Source organism: Pseudarthrobacter sp. C1, assembly GCF_034720455.1.
GTDB lineage: Bacteria > Actinomycetota > Actinomycetes > Actinomycetales > Micrococcaceae > Arthrobacter.
The window spans coordinates 104,738-130,768 of sequence record NZ_JAYESK010000009.1; the positions used below are offsets into that span (position 1 = coordinate 104,738).

Genomic DNA, 26,031 nt, shown 5'->3' on the forward strand with positions numbered 1-26,031 from the left:
TGGATAAACTGGCGGAGGCCGGGATGGGGGGCCCACAGAAAGGGACAGTCATTTGGGGGCTGTCCCTTTCCTGCGTCTGCCGCCGGGCCGGATTGCCGGGCGGGGATCCCTACCGCCATCCGGCCTGCCGGTAGTAGGGTCAAAGTGACATTCTCCAGGCAGTAGAACCAGGAGCGCCGCCATGAAAAAACTCATTAACGATCCCCGGGCCGTAGTAGATGAATCAGTGCAGGGCTTTGGCCTGGCCCACGCCGACTTGGTTACCGTCAGCTCAGATCCAACGTTCATCACGCGCAAAGACGCGCCTGTGAACGGCAAGGTGGGCCTGGTCTCCGGAGGCGGCAGCGGGCACGAGCCGTTGCACGCCGGCTTTGTGGGGCGGGGAATGCTCGACGCCGCCGTGCCGGGGGCGGTGTTCACCTCGCCGACGCCGGACCAGATCCTTCCGGCGACCCTCGCGGTCAACTCGGGGGCCGGCGTCGTCCATATCGTGAAGAACTACACCGGCGACCTCCTGAACTTTGAGACGGCAGCCGAACTGGCGGAAGCCGAGGGCGTCAGCATCCGCACGGTCCTGGTGAACGACGACGTCGCGGTCGAGGACTCCCTGTACACCGCAGGCCGCCGCGGCGTAGGCGGGACGGTGCTGGTGGAGAAGATTGCCGGTGCCGCCGCCGAAAGGGGCGATGACCTGGAGGCTGTGGCCGCCATCGGCGAACGGGTCAACGCCAACGTCCGCACCATGGGCGTGGCCCTGTCCGCCTGCACCGTCCCGCATGCAGGCTCGCCCAGCTTTGACCTGGCCGAGGACGAGATTGAAATCGGCATCGGCATCCACGGAGAGCCCGGGCGCCACCGCATCCCCATGGAGAATGCCGACGGCATTACGGACCGGCTGTTGGAACCCGTACTGGCCGATCTGGGTATCACGTCGGGGGATAAAGTCCTGCTGTTCGTCAACGGCATGGGCGGCACGCCACTGAGCGAGCTGTACATCGTCTACCGGCGGGCTGCGCAGGTCCTGGCCGAGCGGGGCGCCGCCGTGGAGCGTTCACTGGTGGGCAACTACATCACTTCCCTGGAGATGCAGGGCTGCTCCATCTCAGTACTGAGGCTGGATGACGAGCTAACGGACTTGTGGGACGCACCGGTGCACACGGCAGCACTGCGCTGGGGCGTGTAGCAGTGCCCCTGGACGTCACCTGGGCGGTGAAGTGGCTGACGCTCTCCGCGCAGGCAATGGCAGAAAACCGGGTCTACCTGATTGAACTCGACCGCGCCATCGGCGATTCGGACCACGGGGAAAACATGGACCGGGGTTTCCAGGCCGTCCTGTCGAAGCTGGCGGAGGCACCCCCGGAGACACCCGGGGCTGCCTTGAAACTTACCGCGATGACCCTGATGTCCAAGGTCGGCGGGGCTGCCGGCCCTCTGTACGGCACGGCCTTCCTCCGGGCGGCCACGTCCCTGGGGAACTCCGCGGAAATCGATCCGGCCGCGTGGGCAAACGCCCTGGCCGCAGCCCGGGACGGCATTGTGGCCCGCGGGAAGGCCGAATCCGGGGACAAGACAATGGTGGATGCCTGGACTCCGGCGGCGGAGGCAGCGCAAAAGGCTGCGCTGAACGGCGGTTCGGATGTCCTGGCGGTCCTGGTTGCAGCAGCCGAGGCCGCCGAAGCCGGTGCCGTCGCCACCGATCCCATGGTGGCGCGCAAAGGCCGCGCGAGTTACCTCGGGGAGCGCAGCGCCGGCCACCGGGACCCCGGCGCCGCCTCCTCAGCGCTGATTCTCCGCGCCGCGGTGGGGGCAGCTGCATGACCGTGAGCCTTGTGGTGGTCTCCCACAGCGGGAAGATTGCCGACGGCGCTGCCGAACTTGCCGCCCAGATGGCACCCGACGTCGTGGTCCTGACCGCCGGAGGCACCTCGGACGGCAGGATCGGCACCAGCCTCGAAAAGGTCCTGGCCGCGCTGGACAAAGCTGGCAGCGGGGGCACTGTGATCCTCACCGACCTGGGGTCCGCGGTGATGACTGCCGAGTCCGCGCTGGAGTTCGCGGAAAACGCCGAAGACATGGTGCTGGCCGACGCGCCGCTCGTGGAGGGACTCGTGGCAGCAGCCGTTGCGGCCCAGGGCGGTGCGGATATGCAGGCAGTCAAGCGGGCGGCGGAAGCTGCTGGTGGTCCGGTCCGCGACCAGGAACAACCGCCCCTTAGCAGCGTTGAGGAAGGACGCGTCACCGGAGGGGGCCCGGACTTCACCGGGGACTTTGAGCTGGTCAACCTGGCGGGGATGCACGCGCGCCCGGCCGCGAAGATCGCCGGCGGCCTGTCCGCAATGGATGCCGAGGTGACCGTGAACGGGGTGGACGGGGCATCCATGACGGGACTGATGACGCTCGCCGCGGGGAAGGGGTCCGTGCTGCATGTGGAAGCCTGGGGTGCCGACGCGGAGCGGGCCGTGAACTATGTCGGCGGGCTGGTGCAGGCCGGGTTCGGGGAACCCTGAAGCTGGCCGCACCCGGAATCCGGGCCGGCCCAAATCAGCGCATGGCGGTGTGTTCTTGAGGACCATGGCCGCTCCTGGCAATATGCTCGATGCCATGGAAATGCCCCAGCCCGAAGACAGCTCCGCGGATATCGAAGTACTGGACGGGCAGACGTCCGTCGAGGAGCTGCTGGCCGACCTGGGGTTTGAGTGGCGGCACGGCAGCCCCGCCCAGGAGCCGGCACCGGCCACCGCTGTCGGCAACGCCTTCGGCCAGCCGGCACTGTTCTAACGGCCGTTCTCCCGGGGCTTTTCGAAGGATCGGCCGTCCGGGAGTCAGCCGCTCTGGTGCAGCCCTTCGGCATCCAGCACCAGCGACGCCGTAATGAACCGGCCGCAATGCTCCCCGAACGGATACTCGCCCCGCGGGCGGAATTCCAGCGTATGCACCGGCAGGGCAGCCCCGTCCGGGCCCGTTCCTGCAGCGGTCACCGTCATCGGTGATTCGGTCAGGGTGTCCAGGAACAGCGTGGCAAGTTTCGTCCCGTCGGGGGAAGCCGTGGCCGAGCAGACCCCGTCGGTGCAGCCCTGGTCGATCGACGCGCTTCCGGGCCGGAGCTCCACGTTATCCTCCTTGCAGGTGCCGTCCTGGCAGGCCTTCAAGTGGAGGGCTGCAACCTGCGGGGCGTAGCTTGCCGGCACGGTTACCGAAACGGCAGTGGCCTGGGCGATGGCAGGGCACGGGGCGGCGCCGGGGCCCGGGCCGCAAGCCGTGGCGAGTCCCGCCGTCGTCATCAGTGCCAAAAGCAGCCCATGCTTGCGCATACTTCCAGCGTAGGCGCGGGGGGCCGCGGCGCCCCGCGCCGGGGCCAACTGATGCCCGCATTGTTATTCCCGGGCGGCGCTGGCTGCCAAAAGGAGACCAGGCGCGGCGAGTTCTGCACCTGCCGCCGCCGTTCCTGCCAGCCCCGGAATGCGGTGTGCTCAGGCAGGCAGCCGGTAGCCGCCGTCGTGCATCTCCGCCAGACCGTCCGCGAGCAACCCTGCCAGCGCCCGCTCCAGCTGCTCCGGAGCGGAATTAAGCCTGTGCAAGGCCGCGAGCGGGACGCCCATACCCGCCGGCGCGAAACCCAGGTCGGCGGGTTCCCGATAGAACACCTCGGCCGGCACCGGAGCCTCCGCCAGCCGCAGCACAGCCACCACGGCGCCTCGGACCTGGCGGTCCGTCCCGTGCCAGGCCTGGCCCTTGGGGACGTACGACGGCGGCGGCTCACCTGCCGCCCGCCAAGCGCAGAGGTCGTTGACCGGGCAGGCGGCGCACTTGGGCGTCCGCGCCGTACACACGAGCGCCCCCAGTTCCATGACGGCCGCGTTCCACCGGACTGAAGAATGGTCAGCGGCCGGCAGGAGCGAAGCGGCAAGACGCATTTCCGCAGCCGTGAGGGCCGGGGCCGGGAGGGCTGTGCCGGAGACCAGCCGGGCATGCACCCGCCGGATGTTGGTGTCCACCACGGTTTCCCTCCGCCCGTACGCGAAGGCAGCCACAGCGGCAGCGGTGTAGCTGCCCACCCCGGGAAGGGCCAGGAGTTCCGTGTAGCTGTCCGGGACCTTGCCGTTATGGTCCCGGGTTATGGCCGCCGCCGCCGCATGCAGCCGAAGCGCGCGGCGCGGATAACCGAGCCGGCCCCAGGAGCGCACGGCTTCACCGGCAGGTTCTCCGGCGAGGCCTGACGGGGTGGGCCAGCGCGTCAACCACTCCTGCCAGACAGGGAGCACCCGCACCACCGGCGTCTGCTGCAGCATGATCTCGCTGACCAGGATGCCCCAGGGGGAGCAGCCGGGCTCACGCCAGGGCAGGTCGCGGGCGGTTTCGGCGAACCAGCCGTTGATGCGTTCGTGCAGCGTGTTGAGTCCTGCCGTGCCGCCGGCGGGGTGGCCAGAGCCGGCGGAAAAGGCGGCAGTGGGGGATGCAGTGTCGATGCCAACACTGTAATGGATGCGTCCGGGCAGGCCGAAAACGGGATGTGACCAGAACGTTGGCGGCGCGGCGGCGTGGTGGGTAGCAGAAGCGGGGCAGTTCCCTAGCCTAGAAGTATGGGCAGGCAAGGCAATTCATCAACACGTGGCGGGGCGCCGGCATCCGGTTCCACTGCCGTCCGCAAGCCAAGCGCGGCGGTTTACCGCCGCCGTCGGCTGTTTGTGGGCGGGGCGCTCCTGTTGGTCATCGCGCTGGTGACCGGATTCGCGGTTGCCGGTGCGTTCAGCGGCAAGTCGGAGCAGGTTTCCTCCACCGACCCCGCAGCCGCAGCGTCCGCCGGTCCAGCGGCGTCACCTTCCGCGTCCGCCACCGAACCTGCCGCGACGCCCACGCCGTCGGCCACTCCAACATGCAACCAGAACCTGGTGACGGTGTCAGCCTCGACGGACAAGGCAGCCTACGGGCCGGAGGAGAACCCGATGCTCACGCTCAAGGTGACCAACGGCGGCACCATGCCTTGTGAGGTCAACATCGGCACGTCGCAGATGGAGTTCCTGGTGACCAGCGGCGCGGACCGGATTTTTTCCTCCCGTGACTGCCAGGCAAAGAGCGAGGACCTGCTGAAGGTGATCGCGCCCGGTGCCAGCGAGACGGCCAACTTCCCGTGGTCCCGCAACCGGAGCGTGGAGGGCTGCCAGCCTGTCGAAGCAAAGCCGGGCGGCGGCGGGGCGTACTACATCTTCACGGCGCGGCTCGGCTCCAAGGCGAGCCCCAAGGCCGTTTTCCAACTGCTTTAGCATCGAGTGCTCCGCAGTTGTCCTTTTGAGCCTCCAAAACGACAACTGCGGAGCACTCGATGGCGGTTGTCAGAGGAAGCGGTCCAGCAGGCTAGCTTCCGCCATCCGGCTGAGGCCTTCACGGACGGTGCGGGCGCGCTGGTCGCCGATGCCGTCCACCGTCATCAGGTCATCAATCGTGGCCGCCATCAGGAACTGCAGCCCGCCGAAGTGGTCAACAAGGCGGTCCGCAACAGCCTTGGGAACTGCCTTCAGCCCTGACAGCAGCCGGTAGCCGCGGGGCTGCACGACGGCATCGAGGTTGGCTTCGCCGCCCGCAAACCCCACGATTCCGGAAATCTTTCCGAGGTCGATCAGTTCCGTGGGACCGAGGTTGACCAGGGCGCTCACGGCTTTTTCGATGTCTTCGGCAGTGGCGTCCGGGGAACCGTAGTCGCGGATAATCACGTCGCTGCCGGGGCCGCGGCCCACCGTGAGTTCATCGAGCTGCAGGGACAGGAGTCTGCCGTCCTCGCCGAGCTCCAGGACGTACTGGGCGATTTCCTCGGAGATGCGGCGGACCATTTCCTGCCGCTGGAGGGTGACGGCCACGTCCCGCACGGTGACCATGGCTTCGATTTCCAGGGCCGAGAGCGAGCTGGTGACCTGGTCCAGGCGCGAGCGGTAGCGCTCCAGGGTGGCCAGTGCCTGGTTGGCGCGTGCCAGGACTTTCTCCGAGCCTTCCAGGACGTGGCGCAGGCCGTTGACGTAGAGGGCGATGATCTGCATGGACTGGCTGACGGAGATGACGGGCACGCCGGTCTGGATGGCAACGCGTTCGGCTGTGCGGTGCCGGGTGCCGGACTCCTGGGTCTCGATGCTGGAATCCGGGACCAGCTGGACGGCGGCGCGCAGGATGTTGCCGGCGTCCTTGTCGCAAATGATGGCGCCGTCCATTTTGGCGAGTTCGCGGAGCCGCGTGGGGGAAAAATCAATGCCGATATCGAAGCCGCCGGAGCAGATGGACTCGATGGTCCGGTCCGAGCCCAGGACGATCAGCGCGCCTGTCCGTCCCCGCAGGATCCGCTCAAGGCCATCACGAAGGGGAGTGCCGGGTGCCACCCTGCCCAGGGTTGCCCTGAGTGATTCTTCGGGGCTCCGCGCCATAGGTGTTCCCTTCAAAGGTGCAGGCCGCCGCCCGCAAGAATGCCGGCTTCAGCAGGTTGCCGGCAGGACCAGAAAGTGCTCTGTTTCCCGCAAGCTCAATGATAGGGGTAAGGAACACCCTCTTCCGCACAGCCAAGCCCCAAAGTGCCCCATTAGGGGGTGCCGCGCAACGGCTCAGGAAAGCGTTCGACGGCGGGTGCTTGAGTGGGTACTTTGGCGGCTGGCCAGCGCCCGAGCGAACGGGTCCGGGCTTACTTCCGGTGCTCCTGGATCCACGGATTGATTGTTTCCGCCAGCCACCCCGGTGACTGTCCCAACTGGAAATCGGGGTTGGGAAGTTTTCCGCGGTTCTTCCAGACCCTGATCAGGCCGACGTCCTGGCCGGTTGCTTCAGCTATCTCCACGTAGCCAAGGAGCGGGATTGCTGGTTCTTCTGCCTGCATAAGTCATTTCCATCCCGCCCTTGGGCGCCGGGAGCCTGAAGTCCCTAACGAATGTCTGCGGACCTGGCGTAGGACAAGGCGGGCGAAGAATCATCGTCTGCCTCAACCCATGCCCTGAAATCCGTGTACGACATAAACGAGTAATAGTCGCAAAACTTCAACACGAGCTTCTCGCTCTTGCTCATGCTCTTGGTGCTCCTCCTTTCTCACATGACACTAAAAGTGTAATGCGGCATTACATCGTCTGCAATGCCGCATTACAGGCAGGCACGTCCTGTGTTCCGGATATTCAGCTGGTGGCGCGGTCAGCGCATCCGTTCCCGCAGCATCCGCTCCAGGTCCTTGCTGACCTTCGAAAGGGACGCCGCCCGGAGGGCTTTCTGTTCGGCCGGGGTCTGGGTTCCCCGGCGCGGGCGCTCCGCATTTCCGAGCGAATCGGGATCCCGCATCAAGGCGGGTGCCAGGCCGGTGGCCAGGGGATCGAAGAACAGGTTGCCGGAATAGGAGAGACCCTGCACAGCCGCTCAGATCCTTACCATGCGGCGCCGGGGGCATCCGTGCGCCGGGGTGTCGTTGGTGTTCATGCGGTCACGCTAGCCCGGCGTCATTTCGCGGCTTTGAACGTGCCGTTTCGCGGGCGTTAAGCGCCGCCGCCGCCGGTTTGCCGCCCTGCGATAAACTGGAACTTGGCTGTTTGCCAGCCCCGTTTCCCCGGCCCCACCGCCTCAGTGCCCTGCGAGGCAGCGCCCGGGCAGTCCCAACCGCAGCGAAAGTAGCACCGTGTCCCAAGATGTCCTGACCCCCGCCCGGATCTCCGGTATCCACAAAGAGGCGGGCCGTCGCCGGACCTTTGCTGTCATTTCGCACCCCGACGCCGGCAAGTCCACGCTCACCGAAGCGCTGGCCCTGCACGCGAAGGTGATCGGCACCGCCGGTGCCTCCAGCGGCAAGGCCAACCGCAAGGAAACCGTCTCTGACTGGATGCAGATGGAGAAGGACCGCGGCATTTCCATCAGCTCCGCGGCGCTGCAGTTCTCCTACCGGGACACCGTCATCAACCTCCTGGACACCCCGGGCCACGCGGACTTCTCCGAGGACACCTACCGCGTGCTGGCCGCCGTCGACTGCGCCGTCATGCTCGTGGACGCCGCCAAGGGCCTGGAAACCCAGACCATGAAGCTGTTCGAAGTCTGCAAGCAGCGGAACCTGCCCATCATCACCGTCATCAACAAGTGGGACCGGCCCGGCCTGGACGCCCTTGCCCTGATGGATGAAATCACCGAGCGCACGGGCTTGCAGCCAATGCCGCTCACGTGGGCAGTCGGCATCTCCGGCGACTTCCGTGGCGTCTGGGACCTCCGCAATGACCGGTTCGCCCGGTTCCAGCGCAACAACGCCGGCGCCCAGATCGCCATCACCGAGTACTTCACTCCTGAGGAAGCTGCGGAGAGCCAGGGCAGCAACTGGTCCGACGCCGTGGACGAGGCCGGCCTGGTCATCGAATCGAACCTGGAGTTCGACGTCGAAAGCTTCCACGCCGGCAAGGCAACCCCCATCCTGTTCAGCTCCGCCGCGCTGAACTTCGGCGTCAAGGAACTGCTGGACGCGCTGGTGGACTTCGCCCCGCCGGCAGCTCCCCGCCCGGACATCGAGGGCAACCCCAGGCCGGTCGAGTCCCCGTTCTCCGGCTTCGTCTTCAAGGTCCAGGCCGGCATGAACAAGGCCCACCGGGACCACGTGGCCTTCATCCGCGTCTGCTCCGGCGTGTTCGAGCGCGGCATGGTGGTCACCCAGACCCGCACCGGCAAGTCCTTCGCCACCAAGTACGCCCAGCAGGTGTTCGGCCGCGAACGCGAAGTGATCGACGAGGCATACCCCGGGGACGTCGTCGGCCTGGTCAACGCTTCCTCCCTTCGCGTGGGGGACAGTCTGTTCCTCGAGGGCCCGGTGGAGTACCCCGCCATCCCGCTGTTCGCCCCGGAGCACTTCCAGGTGGCGCGCTCCAAGGACCCCAGCAAGTTCAAGCAGTTCCGCCGCGGCATCGAGCAGCTCGAACACGAGGGCGTCATCCAGGTGCTCCGCTCCGACGTCCGCGGCGACCAGGCTCCGGTGCTTGCCGCCGTCGGCCCCATGCAGTTCGAAGTGGTGGAGGACCGCATGGCGCACGACTTCAACGCGCCCATGCGCCTGGAACGCCTGCCGTACTCACTGGCTCGAATTTCGACGGCGGATGCCATGCCTGCGCTCGCCAACGTACCGGGCGCGGAGGTGCTTTTGCGGTCCGACGGCGAATACCTCGCCCTGTTCAACGACGTCTGGGCGCTGCGGCGGATCGAGAAGAACCACCCCGACCTCACCCTCGTGCCCATCGGCACCCACAACCCAGCAAAGTAGCGAACCATGAACGCAGTCAAAGCCGGTGCAACACAACCCCGCGCGCTGGTCACCGGCGTCGGCACCATCAACCCGGTCGGCTCCTCCGTGCCCGAAACGTGGGCCGGCCTTGTGGCCGGAAAATCCGGGATCGCGCCGCTTGAGGAGGCGTGGGCCGAGCAGCTGCCGGTGAAGATGGCAGGACAGGTCACCGCTGATCTTTCCGGACACCTCAGCACCCGCGAAATGAAGCGCATGGACCGCTGCGGGCAGCTGGCGCTGATTGCGGCCCGCGAGGCCTGGAAACAGGCAGGCGCCCCGGAGGTCGATCCCGAGCGTTTCGCCGTGGTGATCGGCTCGGCGTACGGCGGGCTTGGCTCCACCCTGGAGCAGGACCGGACCCTCGCGGCGTCGGGCCCGCGCAAGGTTTCGCCGCACACCCTCACCCGGCTTATGGTCAACGGCCCGGCCGCTTGGGTGTCCATCGACCTCGGCGCCCGCGGCGGTGCCCGGACGCCTGTCAGCGCATGTGCCTCCGGGGCTGAGGCGATTGTCCAGGCAGCCGAGATGATCCGCTCCGGCGCTGCCGACGTCGTAATTGCCGGCGGCGTTGACGCCTCGGTCAACGACCTGGTGGTCACGGGCTTCTCCCAGATCCGCGCCCTGTCCACCCGCAATGAAGATCCGCAGCGGGCATCGCGCCCGTTCGACGGCGGCCGGGACGGCTTTGTGCTCGCGGAGGGCGCCGGCGTGGTGGTGCTGGAGAGCGAAGAGCACGCGCGCGCCCGCGGAGCAGCTGTTCTGGGGGCAGTGGCCGGGGGAGCGGTGACGTCCGACGCGAACGACATCGTGGCCGCCGATCCCGCCATGCAGCGGCGGGTGATGCAGAAGGCGCTTGAGTCCGCCGGCATGACCGCCGGGGACATCGGTTTCGTGCACGCGCATGCCACGTCCACCCCTGTTGGAGACAGGCTCGAGGGCCAGGCCATCAACGCCATCTTCGGCGCCAGGATTCCGGTGACGTCCACCAAGGGGCACACCGGCCACCTGCTCGGCGGCGCGGGGGCGCTGGCCGCCGTCGTGGTGGTGGAAGCCCTGCGCACCGGGATGCTTCCCGGGACGCTGAACGTTGAGGCGCAGGACCCCGAGGTTGACCTAAACGTGGTCACCGAAGAAGTCCGCCGGCTCCAGCCGGGTACTCCGCCGGCCGGCCTGGTGAACGCCTTCGGTTTCGGCGGGCACAGCGTGGCCCTGGTGATTACTGGCGCTTAGGCCACTGCAACTCGGCCCATCACCCGTCGCGAAGTACATCGCACCCGCATGTGGACAACGCACCCCGGCGTGCGGGGGTGCAGGGACCATTGACGGGTGCCCGCAGCGCGGCTAGCGGGAGAGGCAGGGCAAGCCCTAGGATTCCGCGCGGACGAGTTGCACCAGGGCATCAAGGACCGGCAGCTGGCCCTTCACCAGCTTGGACCGGGCTTCCGGTTCCGGGAACCAGCGGGCATCGTCGACTTCCGGGTACTGCTGGATGCGGCCTGAACCTTTGGGCCACTCCAGCGGAAAGGTGTTGCTGACGATCCGTTCCGGCTGGAAGTCATGCTCGGCTGCAAATACTGTGATGAGTTTGCCCGAGGGCTGTTTGAACTCCCCGAGAAGCCGGTAGTCCGCATCGGGTGCGGGGGTTCCCATCTCCTCGGCAAACTCGCGCAGGGCCGCGGCCAGCGGGTCCTCGCCCACGGAGTATTCACCCTTGGGGACGGACCAGGCGTGCGCGTCCTTGCGGGCCCAGAACGGGCCGCCCATGTGGGCAATCCACACCTCCAGCAGGCCCGGGGCCGCCTGCCTGTACAGCAGGATTCCTGCACTCGTAACGGGCATTTGTCCTCCGGGAGATGGATATTCAACAACGAACAGAAGATGCCGTCCAACGTTAACCTGCAGTTCACGGCCCTGGTTTAGGTTATTCCTTCAGGCACTCTGCTCGAAGGGACCCGTCATGGCCAGTATCGCTGAGGTTTTGGGTCGGCTTACGCCGGAAGAACTTGAAGAGCTTCGCAGCCTTGGTCCGCAGGGCCACCTGCCGCGGCACCTGGTGGATGCCCTGGACCGGGCAGCCGGCGGGCCGGGCTCCGGCCGCGGCTACTACGTACCCACCGGAAACGTCACCGCCACGGGCGGGCCGCTGCTGGTGCTGCGCAGTGACGTGTCCGGCTGGCTTTTCAACGTTCACCGGGACGACCCCGATTCCTTGCCGCAGCACGGCTAGCTACCCGATCAGCAGGCTCAGGGCCTCGGTCAGGTGTTCCACCTCCCGCACTGAGAAGCCGGCCGGTATCGGGCCAGGCCCTGCATGGCTCGCGGGAACCACCGCATGCGTAAACCCGAGGCGGTGGGCCTCCTGGATGCGCTGGTTGATGCCCGGCACCGGACGTACCTCGCCGGCCAGGCCCACTTCTCCAAAGGCAATGAGCCGGATGGGCAGCGGTTTGCGGGCCTTGGCCGAGGCCACAGCCAGGGCAATGGCAAGGTCCGTGGCGGGTTCGCTGAGCTTCACCCCGCCCACTGTGGCCACGTACGAGTCGTCCTTGTGCAGGAGTGTTCCCGCGCGCTGCTGCAGCACGGCGAGCAGCATGGAGACCCGTGAACTGTCCAGCCCGCTGGTGGCCCGCCGCGGCTGCGAGTTGGGGCTTTCCGCGAGCAGCGACTGAACCTCGGCCAGCAGCGGCCGCCGGCCCTCCATGGTCACGGTGATGCAGGTTCCGGAAACCGGGTCCTTGGTGCGGCTGACAAAAAGCCCGCTGGGATCGGCGAGGCCTTCAATGCCGTTCTCGTTCAGGTCGAAGCAGCCGACGTCGTCGGTAGGCCCGTAACGGTTCTTGACCGCGCGCAGCATCCGCAGCCGCGAATGGCGCTCGCCCTCGAACTGGCACACCACGTCCACCAGGTGCTCCAGCAGCCGCGGCCCGGCGATGGAACCGTCCTTGGTCACGTGGCCCACCAGCAGAGTTGTCATGTTCCGGCGCTTGGCCGCGGCAATGATGGACGCGGCAACCTCCCGGACCTGGGACACGCCCCCGGCGCTGCCGTCAACATCGGCGCTGCTGAGGGTCTGCACCGAGTCCACGATCAGCAGCCGCGGCTCGATCTTCTCCACCTGCCCCAGCGCCTGGCCGAGGTCCGTTTCCGCGGAGAGATAGAGCGATTCAGCCACGGCATCGATCCGCTCCGCGCGGAGCTTCACCTGCGCCGCGGACTCCTCCCCGGTTACGTACAGCACGTCCTGGGCCGTCCGGGCGAATTTGGCGGCCACGTCCAGCAGCAGCGTGGACTTGCCGACGCCGGGTTCGCCGGCCAGCAGGATGACGGCGCCCGGTACCAGTCCGCCGCCCAGCACCCGGTCCAGTTCATCAACGCCCGTGGGCAGGAATGCGGCGGTGGTGGCGTCCACCTCGGCAATGCGGCGGGCGGGCTCAAGGACCGTTGTGGCCGCCGTCGTACGCGCCACGGCGGTGCCGGTTTCCTCGACGGTGCCCCACGCCTGGCACTCGCCGCAGCGGCCCACCCATTTGACTGTGGTCCAGCCGCACTCGGCGCACTTGTAGGCGGGCGCCTTGGATGCCCGGGAAGTCTTCGTAGCCATGCGTCCAACCCTAGCGGCGGGCTCCGACAATTCAGGCCGTCGCCCTGTGGCACCGCCCTCAAGCTGCCCTCCAGGCCCACCCCCCGGTTAATTAGGGCCACCGGCCACTACAGCGCCGGCAGCACGTCCCGGGCCTCGCTCGCGTCCATGCCCGTGGCCTCCAGCAGGTCCACCATCAGCGGCCGGTACAGCATCACCACCGTTTCGCCCTCCAGCCGCTGCACTTCCAGGAGCTTGGGGTGCAGGCGCAGGGCGATCTCGCTGAGGTCCCGGCGGGCCGTGCGCATGTGGGCGCGGCGGACGCCGTCGTGCGTTTCCGCCAAGCCGAGCGAAAGCTCGTCGATGGCGGCAGCGGTCTCCTGCAGCACCTCCGCGATGTTCTCCGTGGCTTCATCCGAAAGCGCCGCATGGTTGATGGCGCTGGTAAGCCGGCGCGCGAAGACGCGGCTGTTCCGCAGCGCCAGGTCGATGAAGTCCAGCGACTGTTTCAGCTGGTCCAGTTCCTCCCGGTGCCTCCGGTAGGCGGGGGCCAGCCTGGCCACCTCGCCGGAGGTGCGCAGCGACTGGCGCATGGCGTCCACCAGCGGCTGGCAGTTCCTTCCCCGGATCAGGGCGTGCCAGGCCTGGGTGGAATCGCTGTTGTCCAGGGCGTTGGCGCATTCGCGCAGCACCTCGGCAAGCTCGTGGAGGAGATTCTTCACGTCCTTGCGGGGTTCGCGGCGCGGATCCTTGGGGACGAGGATGGTTACCAGCAGGGCAAACAGTCCGCCCACCACGGCGTCGATGCTCCGCGTGAAAGGCCCGCCGGCCGGCGCGGGGAGCAGGACGACCAGCAGCGATTGCAGGCCCAGCTGGGTGGTGAAGATATTGCCGCTGTCCAGGAAGCGGGCCAGCAGGATGGAGAAAAGAAGGACGACGGCGGCCTGCCAGATCCCGGGGCCCAGCCAGTGCAGGAGCAGGTCGCCCACCGCAATGCCGATGGTGCAGCCCAGGCCAACCTCCACCACCCGCCGCAGCCTGGGCTCCCGGGAGAAACCAAGGGCAATCAGGGATGACGTGGCCGCGAACAGGGGGCCGGAATGTCCCAGCACGTACTCCGCGAAAGCGTACGCTCCCACGGCGCACACGGTCATCTGGACCGCAGGGAGCAGGGAGTTCCGGCTGCGGATCAGGCCTGTGCGGAAGCGGCCGCGCAGGAACCGCCTGCCTGCTGAGAGTCCTGCTGCGGGAGCCATGCCGTCCAGTGTATTTGCTGTCCGCCCCGTTTTATTTTCCGGTGCGCGGCGCCTTACGGCCGAACATGTGATCTGCGCAATGGTGACCGGGCATATGTCAACCAATATCCCGCCGCCGTTAATCCTCCGTTAACCTTGGGCAGCCCATCCCGTTACCTGCGGACCCTAACTTCGATGAAGGTACAAAACGTACGCATCGCGCAGCAGGGTTCTCCGTCCCTGACCGCAACTGAAAAACCCTGGAAGGGGTACATCTAGTGAAGGCACTCCGCTTCGGCCGCCACGCGGCTATCGCTGTCATCGCAGCCGGCGCTCTCGCGCTTACCTCCTGCGGTTCAGACAACGCCACGAACACCTCGCCCACCGGCAACCAGGCCTCTTCTGGCCCCAAGGTCACAGGCACCCTGACCGGCATCGGCGCATCCTCCACCGGTGCAGCCATGGACGCGTGGAAGGCAGGCTTCGCCTCCGCAAACCAGGGCGCCACCGTGCAGTACTCCCCGGACGGCTCCGGCGCCGGCCGCAAGGCCATCATCGACGGCTCAGCCCAGTTCGCCGGTTCGGACGCCTACCTCAAGGACGAAGAGCTCGAGGCCTCCAAGGCCGTGTGCGGTCCGGACGGCGCCATCAACATCCCGGTCTACATCTCCCCGATCGCCGTGGCCTTCAACCTGCCCGGCATCACGGACCTGAAGCTGGATGCAACCACGGTTGCCAAGATCTTCCGCGGCGAAATCGCCAAGTGGAACGATCCCGCCATCGCCGCCCTGAACGAGGGCGTCAGCCTGCCGGACCTCAAGGTCACCCCGGTGAACCGCTCGGATGACTCCGGTACCACCACCAACTTCACCGACTACCTGGCCTCTGCAGCACCCGAGGTCTGGACGGACAAGTCCTCCGGCGTATGGCCTGCCACCCTGCAGGGCGAAAACGCCAAGGGCACCTCCGGTGTGGTCAAGACCGTCACCGACACCCCCGGCGCCGTGACCTACGCTGATGACTCAGCTGTAGGCGGCAAGCTCGGCACCGCCTCCATCAAGGTGGGCAGCGAGTTCGTCAAGATCTCCGCCGACGCCGCAGCCAAGGCCGTCGAGGCAGGCAAGGCCGTTGAAGGCCGTTCAGCCAACGACGTCGCCATCAAGCTGGACCGCAAGACCACCGCATCGGGTGCCTACCCGGTGGTGCTGGTTTCCTACCACGTGGTCTGCAGCGCCTACGACAAGCAGGAAACCGTTGACCTGGTCAAGGCCTTCGAAAACTACGTAGTTTCCGAGGAAGGCCAGCAGGCCGCCGCGGACTCCGCCAAGTCGGCCCCGCTTTCCTCTACCCTTGCAGAGAAGGCAACTGCGGCTATCGACTCCATCAAGGTCAAGTCCTAATAACCGCTCTGAACCCGGGTTCCCCGCCTGCCGAAAGGCAGTGCGGGGAACTTGGCATTGGACAACACATCTTTCCTGAATCAGCTACCAACCGAAGGGCCGTCGAATGACCGCCACCCCCCTGACAAGTACCCAAGGCGCCGGGCGCGCCGGGGACAAAATCTTCTCGGGCGCCGCGCTGGCCGCCGGCTGCCTCATTCTTGCCGTCCTCTTCGGCGTCGCACTCTTCCTGGTAGTGCAGGCAATCCCCGCGCTGACCGCGCCGGCCGACAAAATCCAGGGCGGCGCCGGCTTCTTCGCCTACATCTGGCCCATCGTGATCGGCACGCTCATCGCTGCGGTCATCGCCCTGGTCATTGCCACGCCCATCGCCATCGGCGTCGCCCTGTTCATCTCGCACTTCGCCCCCCGCGGACTCGCTTCCGGCCTCGGGTACGTGGTGGACCTGCTGGCCGCCATCCCGTCCGTCATCTACGGCGCCTGGGGTGCGGCCTTCCTGGCGAGGGAAATCTCGCCCGCCTACAACTGGCTGGCCGCCAACATGGGCTGGCTGCCGATCTTCCAGGGTCCGGCTTCCGCAACCGGCAAGACCATCCTGACCGCCGGCATCGTCCTGTCCGTGATGGTCCTGCCCATCATCACCTCCCTGTCCCGCGAAATCTTCCTGCAGACCCCCAAGCTGCACGAGGAAGCCGCGCTCGCCCTGGGCGCGACGCGCTGGGAAATGATTAAGATGTCCGTCCTGCCGTTCGCCCGGCCCGGCATCATCAGCGCCGTCATGCTCGGCCTGGGCCGTGCACTCGGCGAGACCATGGCAGTCGCCCTGGTGCTGTCCTCCGGCGCCCTCACCGCCAGCCTGATCCAGTCCGGCAACCAGACCATCGCCGCCGAAATCGCCCTGAACTTCCCGGAGGCCAGCGGGCTCAAGGTCAGCACCCTCATCGCTGCCGGCCTGGTCCTCTTCGTCATCACCCTGGCCGTGAACATGATCGCGCGCTGGATCATCACCCGGCACAAAGAATTCTCGGGAGCCAACTAAATGACCTCCACGCTTACCCCTGTGCGCAGCAAGCGCTCGGCACTTACCAAAGGCCAGCTGCCCAAGTATGCGCCGTACGTCGTCCTTGCCGCAGCCCTGATCCTGGGTGCCGCCATCATGGCCCTGGTGGGCTTCAACCCCGTCGGCTGGGGCATCGTCTCGGCGTTGCTGTTTGCCATCGGGCTGGTGTCCTGGAGCGCAGCCGTGGAAGGCTCCCGCAAGGCAAAGGACAAGCTGGCCACCTGCCTGGTGGTGGGGTCCTTCCTCATCGCCCTGCTGCCGCTCATTTCGGTGATCTGGACGGTCCTGGTCAACGGCGTTCCCGGACTCCTCAACCCGGGGTTCCTCACGACGTCCATGAACGGGGTCACCGGTGTCTACGACAACCGGGCCGCGGAGGAAGGCGCCCCGGTCCTGGGCGGTATTTACCACGCCCTTATCGGCACCATCCAGATCACCCTCCTGGCCACGGTCATCTCGGTGCCGGTGGGCCTGCTGACGGCCATCTACCTTGTGGAGTACGGCAACGACGGCCGGCTGGCCCGCGCCATCACGTTCTTCGTTGACGTCATGACCGGCATTCCTTCCATCGTGGCAGGCCTCTTTGCGGCGGCCTTCTTCTTCGCCATTGTCGGCCCCGGCACCAAAACCGGCGCCGTTGCCGCGGTCGCGCTTTCCGTGCTCATGATCCCCGTGGTGGTGCGTTCCAGCGAGGAAATGCTGAAGATCGTTCCCAACGAACTGCGCGAAGCCGCGTACGCCCTGGGCGTGCGCAAGTGGCGGACCATCGTCAAGGTTGTCATCCCGACGGCGATTTCCGGCATTGCCTCAGGCGTCACCCTGGCGATCGCCCGCGTCATCGGTGAGACGGCGCCCATCCTGGTCACCGCGGGCTTCGCCACCAGCATCAACTCCAACGTGTTCAGCGGCTGGATGGCTTCGCTGCCCACGTTCATCTACACCCAGATCCTGAACCCCACGTCGCCGGCCAACCCGGACCCGTCATCCCAGCGTGCCTGGGGCGCGGCCCTCGTGCTGATCATCCTGGTCATGGTCCTCAACCTTGGCGCCCGCCTGATCGCCCGGGTTTTCGCCCCCAAGACGGGCCGCTGACAGTTTCCAGCCAGCGTCCCTTCCGGTCCTATCCGCCGGAACCTAGACTTCAATTCATACCAGTTAGTGAAGGAACACCATGTCTAAGCGCATCGACGTCAAGGACCTGAACGTGTACTACGGCGATTTCCTCGCCGTAGAGGACGTCACCATCAACATCGAGGCCAAGTCCGTTACCGCATTCATCGGACCCTCGGGCTGCGGAAAGTCCACCTTCCTGCGCACCCTGAACCGCATGCACGAGGTCCTCCCGGGGGCGCGCGTCGAGGGCGAGGTCCTGCTCGACGGCGACAACCTGTACGGCCCGGGCGTGGACCCCGTGACCGTCCGCTCGCAGATCGGCATGGTGTTCCAGCGGCCCAACCCGTTTCCCACCATGTCCATCCGGGACAACGTGCTGGCAGGGGTGAAGCTTAACAACAAGAAGATCTCCAAGGGTGAAGCCGACGTCCTGGTGGAACGCTCGCTGAAGGGCGCCAACCTGTGGAACGAGGTCAAGGACCGCCTGGAGAAGCCAGGCTCAGGCCTTTCCGGCGGACAGCAGCAGCGCCTCTGCATTGCCCGTGCCATTGCCGTGGAGCCGCAGGTGATCCTCATGGACGAGCCGTGTTCCGCGCTGGACCCCATCTCCACCCTGGCCATCGAGGACCTCATCAATGAGCTCAAGGACCAGTACACGGTGGTGATCGTGACGCACAACATGCAGCAGGCAGCCCGCGTCTCGGACCGCACCGCTTTCTTCAACATCGCAGGCACCGGCAAGCCAGGCAAGCTGATCGAGGTGGGAGACACGCACACCATCTTCAGCAACCCCACCCAGAAGGCCACCGAGGACTACGTCTCCGGCCGCTTCGGATAACCCGCCGTCTTTTTATCCAGGCGCTCCACAGCCCGAGGAGGAACCCTTCCTGCTCGGGCTGTCGGCTGCCCGGGAGGACGCCAAGGAACTGCTGGCGGGGACTTGGGGAATTTAGTACGCTGGACTAGATACTTCGGGAGCTAGTAACTAGAAGAAATAGGAGCTTTCCTTGACGCAGACGGCAAACGGCCTCAGGGGCCATCATCCCAACGGGCCTGGAACCTTCGTCGATGGGGAGCACCTCTCTGCGGTCTGGCGCACCAGTTCCTACCTGGAGAGCATCCAGTGGGAACTCGACGCCGCCCACGAGTCCCTCAGGGAAGCCGTCCAGCAGGCAGCCAGTTCCGGGGTGGACCACGGCGCGCTCCTCCAGGCGGCCAACATGACGTCCCAGGAACTGGAAGCGGCCCTGCTGGACGCCCCGCCAGCCTGGCCCACGGGGTTTTAGCCTACTCCGGCACTTCAAGCTGGAAGCCGCACCGGCAGCGCAGGACCCTCGTGGGCAGCGAAACCGCGTTGAGTCCCCCTCCGCTGTCGCTGCTGCGGTAGCAAAGCCGTTCGATCTCGAACTCGGCTTCCTCCATGGGAAACCCGCAGTGGATGTACTCGTCGCCGAACAGGATGACCTGGGCCATCCGGCGCACCTGGTGCAACGCCGCCGCCACATCCCGTGCATAGGCGAGGTGCTCCTGGAACAGCCCGCAGTCGTTGCAGGTGTATCCAACGGTGACCAGGTCCCCGTTGGCTGCCCCCATCGCACTGATGGCGTGGATGGTCAATTGATGTTCGGTCCCGCAGGTTTCGCAGCGAAGCTGCCGCGGCTGGGGCAGGGAATGCCGGGGCCTCGAAGTAGACATGATGCCTGCTCTTTTCCGCGAGGTGCATCCATGCCGCCGATATGCTGCAGCAGCCCAGTCCGCGGCCCTGCACCCGGCGGCGGATGTCCGGCCCGGGAAAGCGAAAGTACGGGATTCCAGGGACCTACTTTCGAATCTACGTCACCGTGATCAGCCTGTATAGGGCAATGAAGCCCCCGCATGAAGACATGGCACTACCAGGTTCAACCGGCCACCGGGGTGAGTGCCAGGGCCAGCACGAATGCCAGTGCAGCCGTGGCGGCGGGGGTGAGGACCCAGAGCCCCACGATCCGGATCACCAGCTTCCGGTTAGTCACGGAAAAGTGCTGGTTCTCTCCCGCCCCGAGGACTGCCGAAGTCACCGTGTGCGTGGTGGACAACGGCCAATGGAGCGCAATGGAACCCACAAAAAGCATCACGGCGCTGAGAGTCTGGGCAACAGACCCGCGCAGCGGATCCACCCGGGTGATCTTGTACCCGATCGTGTGCGAGATCCGCCAGCCGCCGAACATGGTCCCGGCGGCAATCATCACCGCTGTCAGCAACATCACCCACAGGGGCAACGAGCCGCCGTCGGAATACCCTGCGGCCAACAGCGCCAGCAGCAGCACGGCGCTCACGCGCTGCCCGTCCTGTATGCCGTGCCCAAAAGCCACGGCCCCGGCCGCCACTGCCTGGCTTCGGCGGAAGCGGTGGTTGACCACATTGGGCTGGGTGTAGCGGGCCGCCCAGGTGGCCGGATACACCAGCATGAATGCGCCGCTGTAGGCGACGAGCGGGGACAGCACCAGTGGAAGCACAACCTGGAAGAGCAGGGACTGGTCCACCCCTCCGACGCCGGTGCCGCCCACCGCCAGGCTGGCCAGGCCGGCGCCGGCAAGGCCGCCCACCAAGGCGTGGGTGGATGAGGCGGGAATGCCCCGCCACCACAGCAAAATCCCCCATGCGCACGCGCTTGCCAGGCCGGCCACCAGGATGCTGAGGCCCTGCGGACCCGGAGGAAGGCTGATCCAGGCCCGGCTGATGGCCACAGCCAGCCCGGCGCTCAGCAGGGCGCCAATGAAGTTGAAGAAGGCCGCCAGCAGGACCGCGACGCTGGGGGTGAGGGCCCTGGTGCGGACCGCAAGCGCCACGGAGGTGGAGGCATCGCGGAAGCCGTTGAGGAAGGCAAACGCCGCGGACAGCAGGACCACCAAGCCGAAAATGGCCGGCGTCACCTCAGGATTCCTTGACGATGAGGCTGCCCACCTGGGTGGCGATCCGCCGCATGTCCTTGGTGACCTCCACCAGCTGGTTGGCGATGTCCCGGTTGCGGGAATACTGCGCCCATTTCATGTCCGCGATCATGTCCGCCACCCATACGCGGTGGGTGCGTTCGGCGCGCTTGGTGAGGCGGAGGATTTCGATCCAGTAGTCCTCGAGGTCATCGAGGTTATTGAGCCGGCGCATTGCATCCACGGTCAGTTCGGCCTGCCGGCTGATGATCTCCAGCTGGTCGGCGGCCCGCTTGGGCAGCCGCTCCAGCTTGTACAGGGCCACCAGCTCTGCCGCCGCGTCCATCTTCTCCATCGCCTCGTTGAGGTAGCGGGAGAGCGCGTACATGTCCTCGCGGGGCAGCGGGTTCACGAAACTGGAGCGCATATGCGTCAGGAGGGCGAAGTGCAGCTCCGCGGACTTCGCCTCGTGGTTGTGCATGTCCTCCACCAGCTTGCCGTGTTCAGCGGCAGGGACGCCAAGAATTTCGGCCAGGGTGGCGGCAGCCAGCACAATCTGCTGGGCCAACTGCGAAAGGAGGTCCAGCCCGGCGGGCTCCTGGGGGAAAAGGCGCAGCTTCACGTGTTTACCGGTCTCCGGGGAAAAGTACGGGGCGGGGTGTTGCTGCCGTGTGACTTGACTCCGGCGCGCAACTGAGCCAACTCTACCGGCCCGTAACTTGGTGCTTGGAAACAGGCCCGGAATGTCTGGGAAGACGGGCAGGAAAAGTGGCAGAAAAATGGTGCCGAACCGGATACGCCTCTCGGCGGTAGGCCGCTCTAGGCGGCTAATTGTTGAAGCCCGGGGGTTTCGCGGCTCGGCACCGATTTCAGTTTTCTACTTTGGCTGGCGCAAGTCAATCTTGACAGATTGGGCAAGGGCGGGGCAGGCAGGGCGGTCTCAGTCGAGTTCACCCAGCCGCCACGCGTTCGCGGCATGTTCCAGGTCCTCAGCGGTCTTCACCAGCTGGTGCGAGTTTCGGGTGAGCTTGCTGGCGTGCGCTTCGTTGCCGTGCTCGGCGCCGTCGGCGATGGTTGCCTGGCCGAGTGCCACAACCCGGCAAAAGGCTGCGGAACGTTCCAGCGCGACGTCGAACTCGCCGTCGAACGCGCCGGAGAGGATGGCATCCGCCATGGCCCGCATCTCATCGGCGCCCGGAGGCTCGGCCGCTCCGGCCACCACGTTGGACACCTGGGCAGTGTCTTTTCCGGCCCGGAAATACACCGAGATGCGCTCCGGGTCCTGGACCGTCGCAGCACGCAGGGCGTAGAGGCGCCACAACGCGCCGGGAAGCGAACGCGCGGGACTTTCGGCCCACATTTCCGCGATGGCTTCCAGCCCCTGCTCGTCGGCGAGTTTCACCAGGCGCTCAGTGACCACGGGATCGTCACTGTCGCGGCCGTGGCGGACCAAGGCCTGGGCCGCGAGGTGGGCCGCCTCCGAGACCCGCGCGGGATCCGCGCCCCCGGCAAAGGGCTCGAAGTCGATGGGAGCGAAGGGCTTGGGCTTATGGTGCCGGTTCGCGCCGCCGTAAGGACTGGATCCTGCTTGCTCACTCATGCCCCCACGCTACTCCTGTGCCAAGGCGGAAATCGAGCATCCGTGCTCCCCGGCCGTAGCGTGATTCCGGGCCGACAGCGGTTTGGCAGCGTCGTGCGAACGCGCCGGAACCATGGGTTAGAGTATTAACGTCCAGAAATGGACTAGGCCGTATTGGCCAGCGCCGACGGCGCTGAACCATTCGGCGGGGGCCTTTAGCTCAGTTGGTAGAGCATCGGACTTTTAATCCGTGGGTCGTGGGTTCGAGCCCCACAGGGCCCACTCTTTTAGCGAAGAGTGGAAACCCCCGGTTCCTTGCACCTGCAGGGAACCGGGGGTTTTTCTTTGAGTTCATGCCGGATCCGAGCATCAGCGCCCGGGACTGGCGGATTAGTCGCTCAAGGCGTCAAGGACTTTGCGCAGCCGGGCACCGGCGTCGTCGGCAACCTCTTTGACGGCCGGCGCAGCGCTAAGCTGGGCCATGGTCTGGGGGTCGATGGCCTCGACAGTGGTGGCTCCCGCGTCTTTGCTGCGGCGTACGACGACATTACAGGGCAGGAGCGCGCCCATTTCCGGCTCTGCAGCAAGCGCCCGGCTGGCCAGCGCAGGGTTGCAGGCGCCAAGGATGACGTAGTCGCCGACGGCCTCAGCGGCTTCGGTGCCAAGCTTGGCTTCGAAGGTGGACCGGACGTCGATTTCCGTGAGTACTCCGAAGCCCTGCGCTGACAGGGCATCCCGGGTGCGGTCCAGGGCTTCGGCCCATGGAAGAGCGATGGTGGTGCTGAGCGTGTACGTCATGATTCTCCTTGGGTGGGCTTGACAGTGAAATTGATCAGGCGAGGGAAAAGAAGGACTTCTCCATAGATCGGGTCCTCCGTCCAGCTTATACCCCCTGGGGTGTTTTTCTCCGAGCGGAAGCCGCAATCCTCTGCACGCAGGCAGAATAGGCACATGGCAAAAAGTAGCAAGGGGCGGATGCCGCGCCTTGAAGATGTGGCGGACAGGGCCGGGGTTTCCCACCAGACAGTCTCCCGGGTGATCAACAACCACCCCAACGTCAGCGAATCGACGCGCGCGAAGGTGGAGGCCGCCATCGCCGAGCTGGGGTACCGCCGGAATACCGCCGCCCGTAGCCTGGTCACCCGGCGCTCGCAGACCATCGGCGTCCTGGCCAGCGAGCTGTCCCAATACGGTCCGGCCAACACGCTCCTGGGGGTTGAACAGGCCGCCCGGCACGCCGGCTATTTTGTCAGCATCGCAGCCCTCCGCGAGGTAGGCAGGGATGCCATTTCCGACGCCGTCAACCACTTCATGGACCAGGCCGTTGACGGAATTGCGGTGCTGGTGCCGCACGCCGACACCCTGCTGGCCCTGGAAGAAATGCGCCTGCCCGTGCCTGTGGTGGCGGTGGGGTCCCTAGGCAGCAGCAGTGTCAGCGGGGCCATGGTGGACCAGCGCCGGGGCGCCGAGCTCGCCGTAGAGCACCTGATCAGCCAGGGCCACCGCCGGATCGGCCATATCGCCGGACCGCAGGACTGGACGGACGGTTCAGAGCGCGCCGATGGCTGGCGCGAGGCACTCAGGGCTGCCGATCTGGCCGACGACCTCCTGGTGCAGGGCGATTGGAGCGCCGGCAGCGGGTATGAGGCAGGCCGGAAGCTCGCGGCCGACCGGACCGCGACGGCGCTCTTCGTGGGCAACGACCAGATGGCCCTGGGCGTGCTGTGCGCCTTCGCGGAAGCGGGGGTCCGGGTGCCCGACGACGTCTCCGTGGTGGGGTTCGACGACCAGCCGGAATCGGGGTACTTCACCCCGCCGCTCACCACGGTGCGGCAGGACTTCGAGGAGCTGGGCCGGCGCTGCATGGACATCATGCTCAAGGAGATCGAAGCCGGCGCCGACGTCAGCTCCACTGTGGTCACACCGGAACTGGTCCTCCGGGCGAGCACGGCCCCGCCCGCGCAACCGGAAAAATCCTGAACAAATTTCCATGCAAGTGCATCCAACCTTGATGCTGCGCCGGTAGTAGGGGTGTAAGCAAAAACGCCCGTACAGCGGGCCGATCAAGGAGAAGGACATGCGCAACAGGACTTTTACAGCAGGCGCCGGTGTGGCGGCAATCGCGGCAGCCATCGCTCTCGCCGGCCCGGCCCACGCTGCGGAGGGGGACGCGCAGCTGTCCGTCCTCCACGGTGTTCCGGGCTTGACCGTGGACGTCTGGGTCAACGGGGACCGGACACTGGACGACTTCACCCCAGGCAGCCTGGCCGGCCCGCTGGCCCTGCCGCCAGGGGCCTACGAACTCGCCATCACCGCCTCGGATGCCGCGGACGCATCCGCAGCCGTCATCGGCCCGGTCAGTGTCACCCTGGCCGCCAACGGCAACTACACCGCCGTGGCCAACCTCGATGCAGCAGGCAAACCCACCGCCAACCTCTTTACCAACAACGTTTCCCGGATCGAGGCCGGCAAAGGCAAACTGACCGTCCGGCACGCCGCCGCAGCTCCCGCCGTGGACGTCCTCGCCGGCGGCGCCGCCGTTGTTACCAACCTCGCCAACCCGAACGAACAGACCCTCACGCTTGACCCCGGCACCGTTTCGGCTGCAGTCGCCGCCACCGGAACCACCGCCCCTGTCATCGGCCCGGCCGACGTCACGATCGCTGAAGGTACGCACACCATCGTGTACGCCTGGGGCAGCCTGGCGGACAAGAACCTCCAGTTGGCCGTCCAGACCATCGAGGGCCTGCACTCAGCTCCCGCCTCGGTGCCTGGAGCCCGTGACGGCTCCGGCGATGTTGCCTCGACTGGCCCGGCAGCACTCGCGGTCGGTTTCGGCGCGGCAGCGCTGGCCCTGCTCCTCGGCGGCCTGGGCGTAGCCCGGACCGTCGCCGCCCGCCGGGCGGAGTAGACCCCCTGACGGCCGCCCGGTGAAAGCCGGGCGGCCGTCCCCTTGTCCCATCAGATGCAGGTTCCCGCCCAGGCGCGGACGCAAGAAAGGCCGGACAGATGGACCCGATACAACAAGCCGGCAAGGCAGGCGCCGGCCCGGCCGATGCCGGACAAGTTAAGGCAATCACGACGACGGCAGGGGAGTGCCGCCGTCGTCCTTCCGCTTTTTCTGTCGCCGGGGTCCTGGNCGGCCGATGCCGGACAAGTTAAGGCAATCACGACGACGGCAGGGGAGTGCCGCCGTCGTCCTTCCGCTTTTTCTGTCGCCGGGGTCCTGGTCGCGGCCGCACTGCTGCTTCCCGGCTGCGCGGCGGACCCGGCCCAGCAGGCTCCATCCTCCCCGCCGGCAGCCAGCCAGGCTGGCGCGGCGAGTCCAGCCCTGCCGGAAAGCTCCGCCGCCGGGACTGCGCCGGTTCCGGAGATTCCTGTGCGGCCCGCCACTCCGGAATCAACGGCCGCGGAGCCTTCCCCGGTTTCGCTCACGGTGGCCGGGACTTCCATCGACATGCCCGTAGTTCCGGTGGGAGTTGCGGAGGGCGGGGCCATGGAAATCCCGGACGCCTTCGACCGGGCGGGCTGGTACCGGTTCGGCCCGGCCCCGGGAGCCGCGGCCGGTACTGCCGTCATTGCCGGGCACATCGACACGAAATCGGACACCGCACCCTTCTCGCAGCTGAAAACGGTGGCGGCAGGAACCCTGGTGCAGGTAGGGCGGCAGGGTGCCCCTGCCCTGAACTACCGGGTGGTCGGGGTGGAACTGATGGCCAAGGACAGGTTCGACGGAAGCTCCGTGTTCCGGCGCTCGGGCCCCCATGAACTCAAGGTTGTCACCTGCGGCGGCGAATGGCTGGACGAACGAATGGACTACAGCGACAATGTGATTGTCACCGCGGTCCTTGAGTGAGCGGTGATGCTGCCTTGAACCTCGCCACCGATGC

At 66.6% G+C, this 26,031-nt stretch carries 29 protein-coding genes and 1 tRNA gene; 17 read left to right on the forward strand and 13 right to left on the reverse strand.

What is annotated here, in order from left to right:
• Positions 1-181 precede the first annotated feature (181 nt).
• The 4 genes from dhaK (at position 182) to U7114_RS15395 (ending at position 2,778) form a co-directional block, all read left to right on the forward strand.
• Positions 182-1,183, forward strand: a complete 1,002-nt coding sequence (dhaK, locus tag U7114_RS15380) for a dihydroxyacetone kinase subunit DhaK (protein ID WP_323057851.1) — start codon at positions 182-184, stop codon at positions 1,181-1,183.
• Between the two features lie 2 nt (positions 1,184-1,185).
• A complete protein-coding gene (gene dhaL / locus U7114_RS15385; RefSeq protein ID WP_323057852.1) occupies positions 1,186-1,818 on the forward strand; it encodes a dihydroxyacetone kinase subunit DhaL in 633 nt (210 codons plus the stop codon).
• Positions 1,815-2,507 (forward strand): dihydroxyacetone kinase phosphoryl donor subunit DhaM, encoded by a 693-nt coding sequence (dhaM, locus tag U7114_RS15390; protein ID WP_157239698.1) that lies wholly within the window; start codon positions 1,815-1,817, stop codon positions 2,505-2,507. Before dhaL ends, dhaM begins: the two co-directional genes overlap by 4 nt.
• 94 nt (positions 2,508-2,601) lie before the next feature.
• Positions 2,602-2,778 carry a hypothetical protein gene (locus U7114_RS15395; protein WP_321215087.1) on the forward strand — a complete coding sequence of 59 codons (177 nt, stop codon included), beginning with the start codon at positions 2,602-2,604 and terminating at the stop codon, positions 2,776-2,778.
• Between the two features lie 44 nt (positions 2,779-2,822).
• Here the strand turns inward: U7114_RS15395 and U7114_RS15400 are convergent, their stop codons facing one another.
• Together U7114_RS15400 and U7114_RS15405 are read right to left on the reverse strand one after the other, a co-directional pair.
• Positions 2,823-3,311 (reverse strand): hypothetical protein, encoded by a 489-nt coding sequence (locus tag U7114_RS15400; protein WP_157239696.1) that lies wholly within the window; start codon positions 3,309-3,311, stop codon positions 2,823-2,825.
• A gap of 159 nt (positions 3,312-3,470) precedes the next feature.
• On the reverse strand, positions 3,471-4,388 hold the full coding sequence (locus tag U7114_RS15405; protein ID WP_323057889.1) for an A/G-specific adenine glycosylase: 918 nt from the start codon (positions 4,386-4,388) through the stop codon (positions 3,471-3,473).
• A 192-nt stretch (positions 4,389-4,580) separates the two neighbouring features.
• Between U7114_RS15405 and U7114_RS15410 the strand changes: the two genes are divergently transcribed.
• Positions 4,581-5,261, forward strand: a complete 681-nt coding sequence (locus U7114_RS15410) for a hypothetical protein (protein ID WP_157239694.1) — start codon at positions 4,581-4,583, stop codon at positions 5,259-5,261.
• Positions 5,262-5,330: 69 nt separating this feature from the next.
• Here U7114_RS15410 and disA read toward each other — a convergent pair whose 3' ends face one another.
• The 3 genes from disA to U7114_RS15425 all read right to left on the reverse strand — a co-directional run bounded on the left by disA (position 5,331) and on the right by U7114_RS15425 (position 7,368).
• Positions 5,331-6,407, reverse strand: coding sequence for a DNA integrity scanning diadenylate cyclase DisA (gene disA, locus U7114_RS15415; protein WP_321215090.1), 1,077 nt, complete (start codon positions 6,405-6,407; stop codon positions 5,331-5,333).
• 251 nt (positions 6,408-6,658) lie between these two features.
• Positions 6,659-6,850, reverse strand: a complete 192-nt coding sequence (locus tag U7114_RS15420) for a hypothetical protein (RefSeq protein WP_157239691.1) — start codon at positions 6,848-6,850, stop codon at positions 6,659-6,661.
• Positions 6,851-7,155: 305 nt separating this feature from the next.
• Positions 7,156-7,368, reverse strand: coding sequence for a hypothetical protein (locus tag U7114_RS15425; protein WP_231755145.1), 213 nt, complete (start codon positions 7,366-7,368; stop codon positions 7,156-7,158).
• A 262-nt stretch (positions 7,369-7,630) separates the two neighbouring features.
• On the opposite strand from U7114_RS15425, the gene U7114_RS15430 reads away from it, so the two are divergent.
• Positions 7,631-9,244 (forward strand): peptide chain release factor 3, encoded by a 1,614-nt coding sequence (locus tag U7114_RS15430; RefSeq protein WP_323057853.1) that lies wholly within the window; start codon positions 7,631-7,633, stop codon positions 9,242-9,244.
• A 6-nt stretch (positions 9,245-9,250) separates the two neighbouring features.
• Positions 9,251-10,495 (forward strand): beta-ketoacyl-[acyl-carrier-protein] synthase family protein, encoded by a 1,245-nt coding sequence (locus U7114_RS15435; RefSeq protein WP_323057854.1) that lies wholly within the window; start codon positions 9,251-9,253, stop codon positions 10,493-10,495.
• A 135-nt stretch (positions 10,496-10,630) separates the two neighbouring features.
• Here the strand turns inward: U7114_RS15435 and U7114_RS15440 are convergent, their stop codons facing one another.
• Positions 10,631-11,104 (reverse strand): NUDIX domain-containing protein, encoded by a 474-nt coding sequence (locus tag U7114_RS15440; protein WP_323057855.1) that lies wholly within the window; start codon positions 11,102-11,104, stop codon positions 10,631-10,633.
• A 118-nt stretch (positions 11,105-11,222) separates the two neighbouring features.
• Here U7114_RS15440 and U7114_RS15445 point away from each other — a divergent pair, with 118 nt between their 5' ends.
• Positions 11,223-11,492 carry a hypothetical protein gene (locus U7114_RS15445; protein ID WP_104996487.1) on the forward strand — a complete coding sequence of 90 codons (270 nt, stop codon included), beginning with the start codon at positions 11,223-11,225 and terminating at the stop codon, positions 11,490-11,492.
• Here the strand turns inward: U7114_RS15445 and radA are convergent, their stop codons facing one another.
• Positions 11,493-12,866 carry a DNA repair protein RadA gene (gene radA / locus U7114_RS15450; protein ID WP_157239683.1) on the reverse strand — a complete coding sequence of 458 codons (1,374 nt, stop codon included), beginning with the start codon at positions 12,864-12,866 and terminating at the stop codon, positions 11,493-11,495.
• Positions 12,867-12,973: 107 nt separating this feature from the next.
• Complete coding sequence (locus U7114_RS15455) at positions 12,974-14,101, reverse strand: FUSC family protein (RefSeq protein WP_157239678.1); 1,128 nt, start codon at positions 14,099-14,101, stop codon at positions 12,974-12,976.
• A gap of 257 nt (positions 14,102-14,358) precedes the next feature.
• Here U7114_RS15455 and pstS point away from each other — a divergent pair, with 257 nt between their 5' ends.
• The 5 genes from pstS to U7114_RS15480 all read left to right on the forward strand — a co-directional run bounded on the left by pstS (position 14,359) and on the right by U7114_RS15480 (position 18,939).
• Positions 14,359-15,480 (forward strand): phosphate ABC transporter substrate-binding protein PstS, encoded by a 1,122-nt coding sequence (gene pstS / locus U7114_RS15460; protein ID WP_323057856.1) that lies wholly within the window; start codon positions 14,359-14,361, stop codon positions 15,478-15,480.
• Between the two features lie 106 nt (positions 15,481-15,586).
• On the forward strand, positions 15,587-16,519 hold the full coding sequence (gene pstC / locus U7114_RS15465; RefSeq protein ID WP_157239674.1) for a phosphate ABC transporter permease subunit PstC: 933 nt from the start codon (positions 15,587-15,589) through the stop codon (positions 16,517-16,519).
• The gene (gene pstA, locus U7114_RS15470) at positions 16,520-17,632 is read left to right on the forward strand and encodes a phosphate ABC transporter permease PstA (RefSeq protein ID WP_157239672.1); all 1,113 of its coding nucleotides are present in this window, start codon (positions 16,520-16,522) and stop codon (positions 17,630-17,632) included.
• A gap of 79 nt (positions 17,633-17,711) precedes the next feature.
• On the forward strand, positions 17,712-18,491 hold the full coding sequence (gene pstB, locus U7114_RS15475) for a phosphate ABC transporter ATP-binding protein PstB (protein ID WP_009357830.1): 780 nt from the start codon (positions 17,712-17,714) through the stop codon (positions 18,489-18,491).
• A 169-nt stretch (positions 18,492-18,660) separates the two neighbouring features.
• Positions 18,661-18,939 carry a hypothetical protein gene (locus U7114_RS15480; RefSeq protein ID WP_323057857.1) on the forward strand — a complete coding sequence of 93 codons (279 nt, stop codon included), beginning with the start codon at positions 18,661-18,663 and terminating at the stop codon, positions 18,937-18,939.
• Position 18,940: 1 nt separating this feature from the next.
• On the opposite strand, the gene U7114_RS15485 is transcribed toward U7114_RS15480, so the two are convergent.
• The 4 genes from U7114_RS15485 to U7114_RS15500 all read right to left on the reverse strand — a co-directional run bounded on the left by U7114_RS15485 (position 18,941) and on the right by U7114_RS15500 (position 22,162).
• Positions 18,941-19,348, reverse strand: a complete 408-nt coding sequence (locus tag U7114_RS15485; protein WP_157239668.1) for a hypothetical protein — start codon at positions 19,346-19,348, stop codon at positions 18,941-18,943.
• A gap of 203 nt (positions 19,349-19,551) precedes the next feature.
• Positions 19,552-20,565, reverse strand: coding sequence for an inorganic phosphate transporter (locus U7114_RS15490; protein ID WP_323057858.1), 1,014 nt, complete (start codon positions 20,563-20,565; stop codon positions 19,552-19,554).
• Between the two features lies 1 nt (position 20,566).
• Positions 20,567-21,184 carry a nuclease PIN gene (locus U7114_RS15495; protein ID WP_321215097.1) on the reverse strand — a complete coding sequence of 206 codons (618 nt, stop codon included), beginning with the start codon at positions 21,182-21,184 and terminating at the stop codon, positions 20,567-20,569.
• A 318-nt stretch (positions 21,185-21,502) separates the two neighbouring features.
• Positions 21,503-22,162, reverse strand: coding sequence for a hypothetical protein (locus U7114_RS15500; RefSeq protein ID WP_157239667.1), 660 nt, complete (start codon positions 22,160-22,162; stop codon positions 21,503-21,505).
• A gap of 188 nt (positions 22,163-22,350) precedes the next feature.
• Between U7114_RS15500 and U7114_RS15505 the strand changes: the two genes are divergently transcribed.
• A tRNA-Lys gene (locus U7114_RS15505) sits at positions 22,351-22,423 on the forward strand.
• Positions 22,424-22,531: 108 nt separating this feature from the next.
• Here the strand turns inward: U7114_RS15505 and U7114_RS15510 are convergent.
• Complete coding sequence (locus tag U7114_RS15510) at positions 22,532-22,939, reverse strand: DUF302 domain-containing protein (RefSeq protein WP_323057859.1); 408 nt, start codon at positions 22,937-22,939, stop codon at positions 22,532-22,534.
• Between the two features lie 153 nt (positions 22,940-23,092).
• Here U7114_RS15510 and U7114_RS15515 point away from each other — a divergent pair, with 153 nt between their 5' ends.
• The 3 genes from U7114_RS15515 (at position 23,093) to U7114_RS15525 (ending at position 25,997) form a co-directional block, all read left to right on the forward strand.
• A complete protein-coding gene (locus U7114_RS15515) occupies positions 23,093-24,121 on the forward strand; it encodes a LacI family DNA-binding transcriptional regulator (protein ID WP_323057860.1) in 1,029 nt (342 codons plus the stop codon).
• A gap of 97 nt (positions 24,122-24,218) precedes the next feature.
• A complete protein-coding gene (locus U7114_RS15520; protein WP_323057861.1) occupies positions 24,219-25,052 on the forward strand; it encodes a DUF4397 domain-containing protein in 834 nt (277 codons plus the stop codon).
• Positions 25,053-25,520: 468 nt separating this feature from the next.
• On the forward strand, positions 25,521-25,997 hold the full coding sequence (locus U7114_RS15525) for a class F sortase (RefSeq protein WP_323057862.1): 477 nt from the start codon (positions 25,521-25,523) through the stop codon (positions 25,995-25,997).
• Positions 25,998-26,031: the final 34 nt, after the last annotated feature.